14 protein-coding genes are annotated in these 17,028 nt (G+C 44.9%); 3 read left to right on the top strand and 11 right to left on the bottom strand.

The features are described 5' to 3' along the window. Positions 1 to 182 precede the first annotated feature (182 nt). The 3 genes from B151_RS0112740 to B151_RS18730 form a co-directional block, all read right to left on the bottom strand. Entirely contained in the window at positions 183 to 887 is a 705-nt protein-coding gene (locus B151_RS0112740) for a DNA alkylation repair protein (protein ID WP_020404033.1), read from the bottom strand. A 10-nt stretch (positions 888 to 897) separates the two neighbouring features. Next, a complete protein-coding gene (locus B151_RS0112735) occupies positions 898 to 1,833 on the bottom strand; it encodes a DMT family transporter (protein WP_020404032.1) in 936 nt (311 codons plus the stop codon). Positions 1,834 to 1,907: 74 nt separating this feature from the next. After that, a complete protein-coding gene (locus B151_RS18730; RefSeq protein ID WP_020404031.1) occupies positions 1,908 to 5,186 on the bottom strand; it encodes an amidohydrolase family protein in 3,279 nt (1,092 codons plus the stop codon). Between the two features lie 158 nt (positions 5,187 to 5,344). On the opposite strand from B151_RS18730, the gene B151_RS0112725 reads away from it, so the two are divergent. Continuing rightward, positions 5,345 to 8,311 carry a two-component regulator propeller domain-containing protein gene (locus B151_RS0112725; RefSeq protein ID WP_020404030.1) on the top strand — a complete coding sequence of 989 codons (2,967 nt, stop codon included), beginning with the start codon at positions 5,345 to 5,347 and terminating at the stop codon, positions 8,309 to 8,311. Here B151_RS0112725 and B151_RS0112720 read toward each other — a convergent pair whose 3' ends face one another. The 6 genes from B151_RS0112720 to B151_RS0112695 form a co-directional block, all read right to left on the bottom strand. After that, positions 8,312 to 9,076: an enoyl-CoA hydratase/isomerase family protein gene (locus B151_RS0112720; RefSeq protein ID WP_020404029.1), complete on the bottom strand. Its 765-nt coding sequence runs from the start codon at positions 9,074 to 9,076 to the stop codon at positions 8,312 to 8,314. 108 nt (positions 9,077 to 9,184) lie between these two features. Then, positions 9,185 to 11,239 carry a phenylacetic acid degradation bifunctional protein PaaZ gene (paaZ, locus tag B151_RS0112715; RefSeq protein WP_020404028.1) on the bottom strand — a complete coding sequence of 685 codons (2,055 nt, stop codon included), beginning with the start codon at positions 11,237 to 11,239 and terminating at the stop codon, positions 9,185 to 9,187. Positions 11,240 to 11,267: 28 nt separating this feature from the next. Then, a complete protein-coding gene (locus B151_RS0112710) occupies positions 11,268 to 11,861 on the bottom strand; it encodes an acyltransferase (RefSeq protein WP_020404027.1) in 594 nt (197 codons plus the stop codon). A gap of 102 nt (positions 11,862 to 11,963) precedes the next feature. Continuing rightward, a complete protein-coding gene (pcaF, locus tag B151_RS0112705; RefSeq protein ID WP_020404026.1) occupies positions 11,964 to 13,175 on the bottom strand; it encodes a 3-oxoadipyl-CoA thiolase in 1,212 nt (403 codons plus the stop codon). Between the two features lie 18 nt (positions 13,176 to 13,193). Continuing rightward, the gene (locus tag B151_RS0112700; protein ID WP_020404025.1) at positions 13,194 to 13,616 is read right to left on the bottom strand and encodes a PaaI family thioesterase; all 423 of its coding nucleotides are present in this window, start codon (positions 13,614 to 13,616) and stop codon (positions 13,194 to 13,196) included. 87 nt (positions 13,617 to 13,703) lie between these two features. Then, the gene (locus B151_RS0112695; RefSeq protein ID WP_020404024.1) at positions 13,704 to 14,879 is read right to left on the bottom strand and encodes a 3-hydroxyacyl-CoA dehydrogenase NAD-binding domain-containing protein; all 1,176 of its coding nucleotides are present in this window, start codon (positions 14,877 to 14,879) and stop codon (positions 13,704 to 13,706) included. 74 nt (positions 14,880 to 14,953) lie between these two features. Here B151_RS0112695 and B151_RS0112690 point away from each other — a divergent pair, with 74 nt between their 5' ends. Beyond that, positions 14,954 to 15,265, top strand: coding sequence for a FitA-like ribbon-helix-helix domain-containing protein (locus B151_RS0112690; protein ID WP_020404023.1), 312 nt, complete (start codon positions 14,954 to 14,956; stop codon positions 15,263 to 15,265). After that, positions 15,262 to 15,681 (top strand): type II toxin-antitoxin system VapC family toxin, encoded by a 420-nt coding sequence (locus B151_RS18725; protein ID WP_020404022.1) that lies wholly within the window; start codon positions 15,262 to 15,264, stop codon positions 15,679 to 15,681. The genes B151_RS0112690 and B151_RS18725 overlap by 4 nt, the downstream gene beginning before the upstream one ends. Here the strand turns inward: B151_RS18725 and B151_RS0112680 are convergent, their stop codons facing one another. Both B151_RS0112680 and B151_RS0112675 read right to left on the bottom strand, forming a co-directional pair. Next, positions 15,682 to 16,059, bottom strand: a complete 378-nt coding sequence (locus B151_RS0112680; RefSeq protein WP_020404021.1) for a DUF4260 domain-containing protein — start codon at positions 16,057 to 16,059, stop codon at positions 15,682 to 15,684. Between the two features lie 112 nt (positions 16,060 to 16,171). Then, a complete protein-coding gene (locus tag B151_RS0112675; RefSeq protein WP_020404020.1) occupies positions 16,172 to 16,951 on the bottom strand; it encodes an enoyl-CoA hydratase-related protein in 780 nt (259 codons plus the stop codon). Positions 16,952 to 17,028: the final 77 nt, after the last annotated feature.

Raw genomic sequence — 17,028 nt, 5'->3', positions numbered from 1 at the left:
CTCTCTGATTTCCAGCAGAGCTGAAATCGGTCTCTCTCCAAAGAGAGATAGGTTCATTCCAGTGAAAAATATCTTTGAGTAATCAATCCTACAAAGTTGTTAAAGCTAAGAAACCTATGTCCCGCTGGAGGGACCGAAAGAACAGCTTGCTGTTGCTTTCAGGGAGGGGAGTCAGAACGCACTTAAATCTCCCCGTGCAAATACTTCAATCGTAAAGGCTCATCAAATTTCTCGATGGCATACCGGAGCATGGTGCGAGGCATGGTTTGGTAATGTTTTTTCAGGAATGATTCTTCAGCTTCTAAGTCCCAGTTACCGATCTCGCGGAGCATCCAGCCAACGGCTTTGTGGATAAGATCATGATCGTCATTCACCAGAATTTCAGCGATGTTAAGGGCATCTTCAAAATCATTATTTCGGATGAAATGATAGCAGGAGATCATCGCGATGCGTTTCTTCCAAAGATCCTCAGAACGGGCAAAATCGTATAGCAGGTTTCGTTCTTTATCTTCAAAATAGGGACCAAGAATCTTGTGGCAGGAACTATCGACCAAGTCCCAATTGTTGATGCCTTCCAGATTTTTGAGATAACATTTCACTACGGCCTCCAGAGTTTGTTGATCTCTTTTCTCCACTTTGTAAACTAATAGGTAAGCTGCCGTAAGCCGAACTTCGTGATACTTGTTATGAAGCAATTTAGCCACTTCATCCAATTCCATATCCTGAAATTTCTTGGCGACTTTACGTTGTGGCGGGACCTTGATTCCAAGAAATTTATCTCCCTCACCATACTCCCCGGGACCCGCTCTGAAGAAACGTGCAGAATGCTTGGCTTTTTCAGGATCAGCGTATTTTTGGAGTTCTCTGATGAGTTGATCGTGTGTCATAGCGGTGGAGTCAGCGTTTGTTCAATGTGATTATCGCAACTCCGGAGATGATAACCAAGGCGCCAAAAAACTGAATGAGGGTCAATCGTTCACCTAAAAAGATCATGGACAGCGTAATCGTTGAAACCGGTCCCAAACTCCCCAAAATAGAAACATCCGGTGCTCCTATCTGCTTGATGGCCTCATTGATCATAAAGGAAGGAAGAACGGTAGCAAAAACAGCCATCAAAATACCTATCAAATATATTTGGTAAGGATAGCCAAAAATATCCGGAGTCTGAACAAAAGAGAAATGAATGATCACTGACAAACACGACATACTCATTACAATAGTTGTGAGTCGCAAGGTGCCAATGCCGCCGATCATAAAATTGGTGCCGGTTAAATACATGGCATAAGTCAGAGCACTGAGCAGGATGAAGGCCGAGCCGGTGATAACATCTTCGGTTGCTCCGGAAGCAATACCTTGATTGTCCAGAAAAATGATGGCAAGCCCGGCGTAGGTAATCAGGATAGCTGTGATCTGGAATCCAGTAATTCTCTTTTTCAGGAAGATGGCGCTGAGGATGAGTACTATAGTTGGATAGGTAAAAAGGATCAGTCGCTCTAAGCTGGCACTGATGTAGGTCAATCCTTTGAAATCGAAAAAGCTGGCAAAGTAATAACCGACCAATCCAAGGGCAATCACTCCGGCCCATTGCTTGATGCTAAGCGGACGTTCTTTCCATTCCGAACGTTTATAGATCCATACGCAAAGGTAAAAAGGCAGGGCAAAAACCATGCGAAGGAGCAGTAGAGAAAGCTCATCAATCTCATAGCCATAGGCCAATTTCACCATTACCGCTTTGGATGAGAACAGGATAATACCGGTAGCAGCTATGAGTAGGGCAGAGAGTTTTTGGTTGTTGATGACGAATCCTTCTGAAATTAAAAAAGCCTCCCACATTAGGAGGCTTTAAGTTACAAACTGCGTTCGGGTTTATCCGATCAATATTGGTTAATTATGGGATAGCCAACGGCTTAATGCGCACCAAAACAAGTACACTGTAGTCCGGCTGGGGCCAGCGTGATGGCATGCCAGTCGAATTCCTTGTCGTAGCTGTCACGTTCCCACCAGAAAGGAAGACGCTCGTTTTCCTGATTACCCACTTCATTCATGGTAGCCGCATCAAACAAGCGGCCATTGACCATAGTATGCGTCACCGAATTGGTATTTCGGATATTCTCCAAAGGATTCTTATCCAACACTACCAAGTCGGCCAGTTTACCTTCTTCCAGGGAACCGATCTCATGATCCATACCCAGGTAATGGGCTCCGTTGATGGTGGCCACACGGAGGGCTTGCATATTACTCATGCCGCCTTGCTCGAACATCCAGAGTTCCCAATGGGCGCCCAGTCCCTGAAGCTGACCGTGTGCTCCAAGGTTCACTTTTACTCCGGCATCGGCTAATTTCTTATCTGATTCTGCGGTTAGAATATGACCATTCTCGTATTCTTCATCCGGAATCATCGTACGATGGCGAGACCGTGGATCGATCACACTGCGCGGAGTGAAAGTCAGCAGTCGCTCGTTTTCCCACACATTATTTTTCTGATACCAATAATACTCACCACTCATGCTTCCATAATTCACAACGTGCGTTGGGGTGTAACCGGTTTCACTTCCTGCCCACAGTTGAACAACATCATTATAAAGCGGAGCTACCGGAATGTTATGCTCGATACCTGTGTGTCCATCCAGGATCATACTCATGTTGTGTGTGAAGGTAGAACCACCTTCCGGCATTACCATCATTTCGAGTTCTTTGGCGGCTTTCATCACCTGCTGCCGCTGATTTCTTCGCGGCTGATTATAGCTTTTCACTGAAAAGGCGCCCCAGGCTTTGGTTCGTTCGAGGGCAAACAGTGCGTCTTCATAACTGTTGATTTCGGTTTTGATAGAACCATCGGCTCCATACAGAATGATTCCCGTTGAGAAAATACGCGGTCCTACCATATTTCCGGCTTTCACAGCTTCTGAATGAGAAAAGATCATTTCTGAATTCGAAGAAGGATCGTGTGCAGTCGTTACTCCATAAGCGAGGTTTGCATAATATTCCCACTGTTGCTGCGGACTGGTTCCCAATCGGAAGTTTCCAATATGAGCATGCACATCCACGATACCCGGCATGATGGTTTTTCCAGAGGCGTCAATCACTTTGGCGCCGGATGGGACTTCTACATCAGTTCCTAGTGAAACGATGCGATTTCCTTCGACTACGATAGTTCCGTTTTCAATCACCTCATTGTCATCATTCACGGTGATAATGCGCGCGTTGGTGAAGGCGATGGTTCCTTCAGGTACATAGGTTTCAAGTTCAAGTCCCAGGTGAATGCCTTCAGCCGGAGGCTCAGGGAGTTCTTCAGGAGCCCCATCCACAAAACCGAACGTGTCTTTCAGGTCAACAGTGAAATATTCTTCACCGAGCGTCCAGTGAATTTTTTGGCTGTCATCCGACCAGTGCATGTGATACCCTGCTTCCTCCGAGATCTGCTTCACCGGAATGGCTTTGGTGTTTGGGTTCAACTCTATCGTTTTTCCGGTTTTGGGGATGGGAGCCAGGTATACTTTATGAAGATTAGAAAACGCCATCCATTTGCCATCGGGACTTGGAGCGAATTCATGCCCATAGCTCGAAGTGAAATGCGTGATCTCATCTTCACCCCGCAAATTTACGCTCTTGTAAGCTTTATCAATGGCTCCAAAAATGTATCCACCGGTTTGATAAAAAATACGGCTTCCATCCGGACTGAATTTCGGGAGCGCACCTTCATCGGTGATCATAGTACTTTCACCTCCATTGGCCGAAATCGTATAAATTCCGGGATTCAAGGTATGTATAAATCCTTGCTGACCATTGCCGCTTTCTTTACGAAATACAATGGTTCGGCCATTCGGAGCAAAAGACGGTTCACGATAAATGCCTTTTTCGGTTGTTATCTTTTGGGGAGAACCCGCATTTCCACGGCGATTGAATTCAATCACGTTGATGGCACCCATCTCTTCATCACTCCAGGTAACGTAAGCGAGTGATCGTCCGTCGGGAGAGAAGGCCGGCTCGAACTCAAAATCAGATCCGGATGTCAATCTCCTGGGTGTTCCATTGGGGAGTTCTTTGATCCAGAGGTATCCGGCCGCATTCCATACCACACGATCTCCATCAGGTGAGGTTTTTAAATGACGAACGGCTTTTACGGTAAATTTATCTGGAGCAACCTCTTGCTTAAAGCGAGCGGCTTTCACGATCTCGTGCGAAGATTCCACTTCAAAAGGAATGACTTCTGCCTCATGGGTTTCGGTATTGATCTTGTTGATCTTCCCGTTTGCCCAGATAATGATATGCTGATTGTCGGGCATCCAGTTAAAATTGGCATTGGGGCCAAAAATAGCCCATGCTTCCTGCATGTCTTTGCTTAGATCTTCATACACAGGCCATTCGCGTCCTGTATCCAGATCCCGCAAAAAGAGTACAGACTTGGTGCGAACTCGTCTTACAAAAGCCAGCGTTTCACCATCGGGAGAAACCTGAGGCCGGATCGCCCCACCATTTCCACCGGTTACCGTTTCGATATCGCCAGTCTCACGATCATAGCGACGAATCACATAGATCTGGCTATTTGGATCTTTGTTATACTGAAAATATCCGCCGGGATATACGGCCTGACTGTAATACACATACTGCCCATCCGGAGAAACCCAGGGTTCGCCGATGTCCTGCTGTTCGTTGGCTTTTTCTACTAATTGAATACCTGCTCCGCCAGATTTGTGGTACATCCAGATCTCACCGGCTCCCAAAGAACGCGTAGAAGAAAAATGCTTCTTGGCGATAATATATTCTCCATCCGGAGCCCAGACAGCATTGTTCAAAAGTCGAAAGCTTTCGTCGGTGATCTGTTTGGCATTTTCGCCATCCGCATCCATTACCCAAATGTTATCGCCGCCACCGGCATCGCTGGTAAACAGAATTTGGGAGCCATCCGGGCTAAAGCGTGGTTGAATTTCGTAAGCATGTCCGCCTCGCAGCAATTCAGCTTCGCCACCTTCAATGGGCAACAGAAAAATATCGCCTAACAGGTCAAATACGATCTGGCTGCCATCGGGACTCACATCCACATTCATCCAGGTGCCTTCATCGGTGGTAAATGTGACTTCAGTTGTTTCACCCAGGTCGGGGTTGGTAACGTCCCATTCTTTTTCTTGAGCAAAAAGGGGGGTGCCGGCAAAAATCAGCGTTAAAATGAAAGCAAGATATCGCATAGTAGAAAAGTTGATTAGAAGTTTGGCAGAGTATAGCAATTCATAAAATCAATTGTAGTAAATAGTGATTAACAGACCAAAACGGCTAAAAAACTACTAATTTTTTATAGTCAATTAATTCCCCATCTTTACACGGTTAAATTCTTAGGGGTTATACCGTGAATAAAAGTATAGTTTTATTAGGTTTTATTGCTATCCTGAGTACAGGAGCAAGTAAGGCACAGACTTTCGATATCAAAAAAATATCGACTAATGAAGGTCTGCCCGCCGGCCAGATTGGAGATGTGCTTCAGGATGAAAATGGTTATATCTGGCTTTCCACTTATGAAGGCTTGGTGCGGTACGATGGTACGGAGCCAACTTCCTATACCACCAAGCACGGTTTACGCAGCGATCTTGTATATGATCTTTTTATAGATTCTGAAGATCGTTTTTGGATAACGTTTGAAGAAGCCGGTGTCGGAATCTTTGAAGGTGACAGCATACGATATCTGCCGGAGCTCTCAGCATTGGATTCATTGTCCGTAATGCATGTATCAGAATCAGTTGATGGCAGGTTATGGTTTTCCACCTATGGTCATGGGGTTTTTATCTGGGATAAAGAGACTATGATTCAGCTGACTGAAGAGGAGGGGCTTCCTTCCGATTATACCTGGAATTTGTTTCATAAGGAGCCTGACGAAGTGTGGATTGGTACCTGGAATGGAATTGCCATATTTGAAGGAGATACTATCCGGACGGTAACCACAGAAGATGGCTTAAGCGGGGCATCGGTCTATAATTTTGCAGAAGACGACGAAGGGAATATATGGGCCTCCACCAGTAACGGTGTTTCGGTATTTGATGGAAAGAAATGGGAAGCCATAGAGTCGATTAACGGTGAGGATTTGGAGTATGTATATTTTGTGCTTGTTGATGGAACAGGGACACTCTGGATTGCGACGGAAGGTGATGGGATTTATCTGTATGATGGAGAAAATTATACCCACATCAACAAAAGTAATGGCTTGAGTTCCAATTACGTGTATAGCCTACATGAAGATAATCAAGGTCGGGTTTGGGTAGCTACCGATGAAAACGGAGTTAACATCCTCCGCAGCAGGGGATTCAGGATATACAGGGATTCAGATTTTGTTTTAGGTGAGTCAGTGAATGTGATCTTTGACAATGAGGCAGGCCTTTGGCTGGGAACGGAAACAGGTCTTACCAAATTCAACGAGGAAGGTAATTCACAACATTTTCGAATACCAAATGAATTGGTGGACTACAAGGAGATTTGGGATATCGATCAGTTGTCTAATGGGAATTTATTGATACAGAATAGTTACTCACAGTTGGTAGAGTTTGATGGTCAAAACTTTACTGATTATGATGCTAAAATTGGCCTGAAAAATTGGGCGCTGCAGGATATTTTGGTAGATGGGAGTGCCTTATGGATTGCTACAGAATCCGGCCTTTTGAAATATGAAAATAATGAATTCACGAGTTTTAATTCAGAGCAGGGATTAGCAGACAATTTTGTGTGGTCGTTGTTCAAAGATTTTGAGTCGAATATCTGGGCGGTCAGTGATCAGGGAATTCATAAAGTAGAAGGAGATTCAGTTCGGTCATTTTCTTTTGAGGATGGTATTGAAGGTTCATCGATGCACTTCATTACCCAATCCGGGGACAGTACTTTCTGGGTGGGTACTAATGTTGGCTTTTCAAGAATTACTTTTGACGAAAAAGATCAGATTCAGGCTCTGTACAATTACACCTTACCGGATGAATTTTTAAAAGAAACCCAGTTTTTACAGTTCGATAATGAAGGTAATATCTGGCAGGGAACAAGCGGAGGCTTGCATTACCATAAGATGGCATCTTTACCTAAAGAAAAGCGGAATGTCATCAATGGGTTTTTCTACCCGCTTCAGGATTTTGGGAAAGGCGTTGAAATGAATTTTATGGCTTCCCACATGGATAATAACGGGGATCTTTGGTTCGGCTCTTTCACGCATGGACTCATCAAATATGAAGGTGATATCCAGCCATATCAGAAGCCAGCTCCCAAACCAATCATTCAATCATTTAGTGTAAATGGACGAGAAGTTGATTTGGGTGATCCTGAAACTCATGCTTTTGCTCACAACCAAAATAATGTGGCTTTTAATATCGCATCACTGTTTTATGAAAACCCACAGCGTGTGTTTTTTCGGTATCGTTTGAAGGGTTTTGAGCAGGAGTGGCAGCAACGTTACGGTCAGCCGGAACTCAGTTACACAAACTTAAGTCCCGGCCAATACCAATTGGAAGTACAAACCAAGAGTATTCAATCGGGATGGGGAGCGCCTGTTACCCTGGCTTCCATTGAAATCGAAAAACCTTATTGGAAGAGAACCTGGTTCTATGTGCTGGCAATAATTGTGATTGGCGGGTTGATGTATCTCAAAGTCCGAATGTTTCTTTTGTATTACGAGAAGAAGAACCTGCGTAAAATGGTGGAAGAGAGAACCTCCGAATTAAAGCAAGCCCTGGATGAGAAAGAGTTATTGATCAAGGAAATACATCATCGCGTAAAAAATAATATGGCGGTGATCTCAGGCCTTCTGGAGCTACAAGGTTTTAAGATTAAAGATGCAAAAGCAAAGGCTGCCATTGAAAACAGCAAGCAGCGCATCCAAACGATGTCCTCCATCCACGAAAAGCTCTATCAAAGTAAAACCCTTACTGATGTGGATTTTAAAGCCTTTGCGGAAGACCTCATTCACAGGATATCAGCTTCCATGCAGGGACAGGATAAAGATATCAAATTGCATATGGACATCCGGCCGGGCGAGTTAAATGTAAACATCGCTATTCCTTGCGGTTTGATTCTCAATGAATTGATCAGCAATTGTTACGAACACGCTTTCAATAAATTGAAAGAAGGGAATATTTGGGTGGAATTCCGGCCATATGTGGGCAATCGATATCTTCTTCAGGTAAAAGATGATGGTGTAGGTATATCCGAAGAACTGATCATTAAAAAACGGACTTCGTTGGGTATCACGCTTATTCATTCGCTCACCAGCCAGATCAAAGGAGATATAGAGATCTTCAATGATGAGGGAACAACCTTCAAGATTACCTTACCTAAAGAGCTGTAATTACTTTTCTTTGAACTTTTTGATAAAATTTTTGGTGAAGTCGGATAGCACCAATCGTCCGCTGATCTCAGCCCGTTGCTCCAGCAACAGATCCCAATCGTCGGTACCTTTCCAAAGAACAGCCTTTAGGTTTTTCATGGCATCGGGGCTGCTTTTTGCTAACTGTTCGGCCAGTTCTTTTACGGCTTGATCGAGGTCGGCTACCGAATCAAAGACCTTATTGAACATGCCTTTTTCCCGGGCAAATTTAGCATCATACCAATTAGTGGCATCCACGGCCATGGCTGAAAATGCACTTGTTCCAATTTTTCGTTCAACGGCCGGTCCCACTACAAACGGGCCGATTCCCAAGGCCAGCTCACTCAGTTTTACCGATGCATTTTCATGGGCAAAGGTGTAATCACCGGCAGATGCAATGCCCACTCCACCGCCTACAGTTTTTCCATGCACCCGAACGATGATCAGCTTTGGGCAGGTACGCATGGCATTCAGAACGAGTGCAAATCCCATGAAGAATTCTTTGCCTGTATCGTAATCTTCGATCGCGATCAGCTCATCAAATGAAGCCCCGGCGCAAAAAGCACCATCGCCCCGGCTTTTGATTACGATCACTCTGATCTCATTATTTTCACCGGCATCGGTTATGGTTTGGGCCAATTCTCTGAGGATAGCTCCGGGCAACGAATTTCCTTTGGGGTGATAGAATTCAATCGTCCCGATATTATTGTTGATACTTAGGTTTACGGCTCCGTTTTGTTCTGACATGTTTCCTAATTCTATATGTTTAATAAACCGCAGAGAGCGCTAAGATTTCGCAAGGACCGCGATGTACTTAGCGTACTTAGCGCAAACATGGCGTCCTTTGCGGTTAAATTATTTTTCGTCTATAGGTAATTTCTTTTTCCGCTTCATCAGCGTCAAGATGGTGTATTCGGCTACCAAAACATCCTGCTGATTCATCACTTCCACATCCCAATACACCACGCCGAATGGGAATGGATCATCTTTCTTCTGTTGGCGGACATTCTTTCGCTTCAGGATCAACTTGGCCTGAATGATATCTCCAGGAGCAACCGGTGCTACAAATCGAAGATTTTCCAATCCGTAATTCAGCATCACGGGACCTTCATCAGGGTGCACAAATAAACCGGCTGTCGCGGAAAGTACGAAATAACCATGGGCTACGATCTTCCCAAAGAGGGAACGAGCTGCAGCTTCAGGATCGGTATGGGCGTAAAAATGATCGCCACTTAATTCTGCAAAATCTTCCACATCTTTTTCGGTAACGGTTCGCTTATCGGTGGTGAATGCTTCCCCAATTTCCAGTTCCTCAAAATATTTCTGGAACGGATGTTTTTCAGATTCCCGGGTTTCGGCTCCTTTTATGTGCTGCTTCACAATGTTCCGCAAAGTAGTCGGTGATCCCTGTAATGCAATTCGTTGCATATTGTGAAGGACGGCCCGAGCACCGCCCAACTCTTCACCTCCGCCGGCATGACCGGGTCCGCCGTGAACTAATGAAGCGATAGGCGAACCATGTCCCGTAGATTCCCCAGCCGAATTTTTGTTGATCACCATAAACCGGCCGTGGTAGGGAGCACAACCCATGGTTATTTTGTGGGCAAGATCATCATCTGCTGTAAACAAAGATCCAACCAACGAACCATTGGCTTTATTGGCGATCTCGATGGCTTCTTCAGCAGTTTTGTAAGGCATTACGGTGGTCATAGGGCCGAATGCTTCCAATCGGTGGACCTCATCCACCTGCATGGGTTTGTGACACACAAGTACCCGTGGATTGGTGAAGGCATTTTTCTGATCGCCATCAGCCATATAAACTGTTTCGGTGATCTCGGATAATTGCTGAAGTTGCTCCTCAAATCGTTCTGCCTGCAGAGAACTGGCAAGCGGCCCCATTCTCGTTTCTTTTTGAGCCGGATCGCCGATCGTGGTTTTCTTCAATCGGGCTTTTAAGGCATCGATCACTTTCTCTTCCAAATGTTCCGGGACAATGGTTCTTCGAATGGCTGTACACTTTTGTCCGGTTTTGACCGTCATTTCTCGCGCCACTTCTTTAATGAAAAGGTCAAATTCCTCCATATCCGGCGTGACATCCTCCCCAAGAATAGAGCAGTTCAGCGAATCCGCCTCAAGATTAAAAGACACATTATTGGCAATGATATTCGGATGAGCTTTCAGTTTTTTACCTGTCAGGGCTGAACCGGTGAAAGCCACAGAATCCTGACTGTTGAGGTGATCGAGCAGGTCTCCGGGCTTATCCGCAGCGATATACTGAACCGAGCCTTCCGGTAGCATTCCGGATTCAATGATATCCTTAAAGACTTCCCAGGAAAGGTAAGACCCGATGGGAGAGGGCTTCACGATCACCGGCATCCCCGAAATAATAGCCGGAGCCAATTTCTCCAACATTCCCCAGATCGGAAAGTTAAAGGCATTAATATGAACAGCTACTCCATGCTTTGGAACGCAAATATGTTGCCCCATGAAAGAGCCTTTACGGGAAAGTCGCTCGGTATCGCCTTCCACATGCCAGGGAAGATCTGATAGATGGCGACGTGATTTACTGGAAATGCCAAATGCCGTGATGATACCACCTTCAATATCGATCCAGGAATCGGCACGGGTAGCCCCGGTATGCGTGGAGATCTCATAATACTTCTCCTTTCGCTCCATCAGATACTGCCCCAAAAACTTGATCTTGAACGCCCGCTCGTGAATGGTCATTTCCCGAAGCTTAGGTCCTCCCACCGTCCGTGCATATTCCAGCGCTGATTTATAATTAATATCCGCTTCTACCATCTGAGCAACCGGCTCATTGGTTACTGCACTGATGAGGTCGGTTTCCTTCCCTTGCTCAATCCACTCACCTTTTATATAACTCGTTACCTTAATCTTATCTCGTCCCATTTAACATTTAGCATTTAAAAATTTAAAATTACTTCGTCTTCCCCCACGTCTCATAGCCCATCTTCTGATCTTCCCGATCTTCCGGTACTTCACGAAGCGGTTCGCATTCCTTTAGCGTGTTATGTAATTCACCAGGTAACTGTTGATATAATCCAGTCCCTTTGGTTTTCCAGGCAGCCATTTCATCGGTAACATCTTTTATGACCTTTGCCGGGTTTCCAACGACCACTTTACGATCCGGGATCTCCATACCTTCCGGAACAAAAGATAATGCCCCAATAATGGATTCTTTCCCAACCTTCACATTATCCATGACCACGGCATTCATACCAACCAAACAGTTTTCGCCAAGGTGCGCTCCGTGAATAATAGCTCCATGGCCTACATGAGCCGATTCTTCTAACGTCACCGTAACTCCCGGAAACATATGGATCGTACAATTTTCCTGTACATTACATCCGTCTTTGATCACGATTTTGCCCCAGTCGCCACGAATAGCTGCTCCCGGACCGATATACACATCCCTCCCGATGATCACATTTCCCGTAACCGCTGCTTGAGGATGCACGAATGCTGTTTCGTGAACTACAGGCTTATATCCATTAAACTCATAAATTGCCATAAGAACCATTTTTTGTAACCGTTAAGAGCGCTAAGGTTTCGCAAAGTTCGCAGAAAGAAAACTTAGCGTCTTTTGCGCAGGCTCTGCGAGCTCTGCGGTAAATTAAGTTGTCTTCTCAAGGATCACCGCCATGCCTTGCCCAACCCCTACACACAACATACAAAGCGCATATTGGTGAGATTCTTTTTCATGAAGTTCGACCGTGGCCGTTTGTAGCAATCGCTGACCGGTCATACCCAATGGGTGACCCAAAGCAATCGCTCCGCCGTTTGGGTTGAGCCGTGGGTCATCATCATCCATTTCCAGCAATCGGGTTACACCGAGGGATTGTCCGGCGAAAGCTTCATTCAATTCGATGACGTCCATATCGTCCAGTTTCATTCCGGCCCTTTTTAATACTTTTTGAGCTGCTTCAACCGGACCTAATCCCATAATTCTTGGTTCTATTCCTGAAACCGCATGGGCAACAATTCGTGCTTTCGGCTTCAAACCAAAATCTTTAACCGCCTGATCGGAAGCGACTAACAAGGCTCCGGCTCCGTCATTCAGTCCGGAAGCATTCCCGGCCGTTACAGAACCATCTTTTCGGAAAGCGGGACGCAGTTTGGAGAGCACTTGGGGAGTGGTGTCGGGACGCATAAATTCATCATGTTCAAACAAAAGCGGATCTTGTTTTCGGCGGGGAATTTCAACCGGCACAATTTCTTTGGCTAATCTTCCCGAATCACGAGCGGCTCCGGCTTTCTGCTGACTCCACGCTGCAAATTTATCCTGATCCTCACGGCTGATATTGTATTTTTCGACCACATTTTCAGCGGTCATGCCCATGCCATCGGTGCCATACATTTCTTCCATTTTCGGGTTGATGAATCGCCAGCCAAAAGTGGAATCATGCATTTCTGTGGTTCCTGAATAAGGGGAGGATCCTTTTCCTAAAACGATCGGACCGCGCGTCATGTGTTCGACTCCACCCGTGATGAACAGATCTCCTTCGCCGGCTTTGATGGCGTGATAGGCTTTCACGGTTGCACTCATTCCGGAAGCACACAATCGGTTCACCGTTTCACCCGGTACTGAAACTGGAATTCCTGCCAATAGCGAAGCCATTCGGGCTACGTTTCGGTTATCTTCTCCCGCCTGATTGGCACATCCAAGAATCACATCTTCGATGGCTTCCAACTCAATTTCAGGATTTCGTTTGATGAGCTCCTTGATAGGAATTGCTGCGAGATCATCGGCCCGAATGGGGGAGAGCGCTCCTTTTAATTTGCCAATAGGAGTTCGGATTCCGTCAATAATAAATGCGTCTGCCATAATCTTAAATCTTCAATTTTAATCTTCAATTTCGTGTTGCTTGCCGGTTCTGTAAACCGTGCCTCTGAACTCCGCTGTCAACTCTTCATCTTGATTTTTAATGCGGACTTTGTACACGCCGATAGTCCGACCATTTTGAAGTTCCTCGGTTTCGGCTGTCAAAGTATCTCCAACACTCACTTTCTTTGTAAAGTTTATGTTGTTCTCTAAAGCGAGAGAAATAGTTCCACGGGAATTTGATGCAAAAGCAAGGGCACTGTCAGCAAATGAGAATGTAATTCCGCCATGACAAACTCCAAATCCATTGGTCATTTCCTCCCGAATTTTCATCGAAAGTTTGCAATAACCCGGTTCAGATTCCAATACCTCAATTCCCATCCATTGGGAGAAAGGGTCGTTGGAAAGCATGTTGTTTATTATGGCATTCTTGTCTTTACTCATAGTCGTTGTTATCTAAGCTTTCAGCCGTCAGCGATCAGCTTTCAGTTTTTTGGTTACAGATTAAAACTGAAGTCTGATAGCTAACAGCTATTCTTCATAAAAACTCTTTCCATCCGCCACCATTTTCTTCAACAACGGATTGGGGCGATAACGATCTTCGCGATATTCAACCTGAAGGGCCGTCATTCTGTCGAGCACGTTTTTGAGTCCGATCTCATCAGCCCATTGCAGTAACCCTTTGGGATAATTTACGCCATTTTGCATGGCCAGATCTACATCTTCCACAGAGGCGATATTCATAAATACGGCATCACATGCTTCATTGATAAGCATAGTGAGAATACGATTGAAGATCTTTTGACCGAGTTGTTTGTCTTTAGTTGGCTCAGGGTTTTTGGTATCATCATTATAATTATAAAACCCACGGCCCGATTTTCGTCCCAGCCACCCGGCTTCTACCATTCGCTTTTGGGCGAAAGAGGGCTTGAATCGGGGGTCGTAATAAAAAGCTTCAAATACCGTGCTCGTGACTTCATAATTTACATCGTGGCCGATCAGGTCCATCAGTTCAAACGGACCCATGCGAAATCCACCGATCTCCTTCATGGCCCAGTCGATGGTGGCAGCATCCGCGATTCCTTCTTCATAGATTCTGAGGGCTTCCCCATAAAACGGCCGGGCTACCCGGTTCACGATAAATCCCGGTGTATCTTTACCGGAAACGGTGATCTTATCCCAGCTTTTGATGAATGTCTTGGTGCTTTCAAAAACTTGTTTATCAGTGGCGATACCCGGGATAATTTCCACTAATTTCATCAGCGGTGCCGGATTGAAAAAGTGAACACCTAAAAATCGTTCAGGCTTTTTCAGTGCAGAAGAGATTGCTGCAACAGAGAGGGAAGAGGTGTTGGAAGCAAGCACGCAATCTTTTGAAACAATGCCTTCAAGGCGGGCAAAGGTGTCTTTTTTTATATCAAGGTCTTCTACGATCGCTTCGATCACAAATCCACATTCTCCGAAACCGGTAATGTTATCTACAAAGTTGATGCGATTTAAAATTCCATCCACTTCTTTTTGTGTCATTCGTTCCTTCTCAACCTGTCGGGCGAGAATACTTTCCAGTCCTGCTTTTGATTTTTCGAGTTGTTGCGGATAAGCATCATAAAGGAAAACATGGTGACCTTGTGTGGCCGCAACCTGCGCTATTCCGGTTCCCATTGTTCCGGCGCCAATTACGCCAATTTTTGCATCGTTTGATATCATAGAATTTCTTGGTTTATCGTCTGAAAAATCGCTTCCAAGATAAGGATTCTGAATCGGAATGCGTTGTAAATTGAATGAAAAATTTGGACTTGAAAGTCATTTTTAAAAAAGATATCATAATGATATCAATCAATAAAGCAAGAGGAGATGTGCCTGACGTTTTAGTACGAAATATTGAAGAAAAAACCCTTAACAATCTGAAGAAGAGAGCAGAAAGAAATAACCGCTCACTGCAAGCAGAGTTAAAGTCTTTGCTGGAGCTATATGCCGGGCCAGAGTTAGAGGAAACCAAGAGCATGGTCAGAGATGTGTATATGAGGTACAAAGCCACTGGGAAGAAGTTTTCCGATAGTGCCGAAGATCTTTCGAAAGAAAGGGAAGAATGAAAGTACCTGTAATAGATGCATGTTTTGCCATAAAGTGGTTTTTACCGGAAGATGGCAGTGATAATGCACGGCGGTTTTTTTCTGAACTGGATAACTTTGTAGTTCCGGATCTGTTCTTAATTGAGATTGACAATATTTTGTCGAAAAAGGTTAGAAAGGGAGAGTTGGATATTCCGGGAGCTGAGGAAATTTTTTCGATCATAAGAAATTTACCCTTCATTGTCATTCCTTACAAAAAGCTAAGTAAAGAAGTACTTTTCATATCAACTCGGTTTCCGATTACACAGTATGATGCTTGCTATTTAGCTTTAGCAGTGGAATATCAAGGAATATTCTATACAGCTGATAAAAGGTTTTTGAATGGGGTAGCGAATACGGCGTACTCAGAATATGTGGTAGGAATAGATGAGCTTTGATTAATTTTGGGGACCAATCCTACCCAAATGCGTGTGCTTAAAATCATCGGGGAATTTAAGTCCGTAGCCAACGACCCGATCAAAAGATGAATGTCCCAGGAATACAATCCCAACTGCAAGGAGTATAGGAATAGATAAGTAATATCCAGCCAGGATCAGTATGACTATGACGCCTTTGTGGTGAAGGAAGTTATACACCCATGAACCAACTTGTGTATTGATCAGGTAAGCTGCGAAAGCAATATCAGGCAGGAAGAAGAGGAGGGCATACATCCACCAGCTATATTCGGTGGCTATTCCAAAAAGAATAACCGAACCAATGAAAAGTAATAGCTCTTCGAGATTTAGAAGGGTTCTAAGGTTCTTGGTGAGTTCCATATTCAAAACGGTTTAGGCTTTTAGTTATAACCGCAGAGTACGCAAAGTTTTTCGCAAAGTTCGCCAAGATCTACCCTTCCATATTATTCCGGAATCTGTGAAATCTGTGAACTTACTGACCTTTGAAGTCTGGCTTTCGTTTCTCCAGAAAGGCCTGAACGCCTTCATTATAATCGTGGGTTTCACCGGCTTCGGCCTGAAGCTTGGCTTCCAGTTTCATTTGTTCTTCCAGGCTGTTTGAAAACCCTGCATTGAATCCACGTTTAGTGAGACCAAATCCACGGGTAGGCATTTTGGCTAGTTTTTGGGCGATGGATAATGCTTCATCCATGAAAGAATCAGCGGGATAAGCTTTCCAGATCATCCCTATTTCAACGGCTTCCTGTGCGGATACTTTTTCACCCAGAAAAGTAAGTGCGGTTGCCCGGGCTAATCCGATCAACCGGGGCAGGATGTAGGTTCCGCCACTATCCGGGATCAATCCGATCTGGGAGAAGGATTGAATGAATTTGGCTTCTTGGCTGGCAATCACGATATCGGAGGCAAGAGCAATATTAGCTCCGGCTCCGGCTGCTGTTCCGTTCACAGCACAAACTACCGGTTTCTCTAATTCCCGAATCCCTTTGATAATAGGGATGTAGGTATGATACACAATTTCGCTAAGATCACGATCCGGATCGTTGGATACTTCAGTAGCTTCGGCAAGATCCTGCCCGGCGCAGAAAGCACGACCGTTTCCGGTGAGCAAGACACATCGAACCTCATCATTTGATTCGGCCTGAATCAAGGCCTCTTTCATTTGACTACCCATCTCAAAATTAAAGCTGTTGAGCTTATCGGGGCGGTTCAGGGTGATGGTGAAGATGCCATCGGATAAAGTTGTTTTAATCACGGATCTGACGGATTTAAGGATTACACGGATTATTATTCTGAGAGAAGTTATTCAATGACAGCCTTTTCCCAAAAATG

The sequence above is a fragment of the Gracilimonas tropica DSM 19535 genome, from assembly GCF_000375425.1.
Lineage (GTDB): Bacteria > Bacteroidota > Rhodothermia > Balneolales > Balneolaceae > Gracilimonas > Gracilimonas tropica.
The sequence above is the reverse complement of the archived record's forward strand: the minus strand, read 5'-3'. Positions and strand labels throughout refer to the sequence as shown.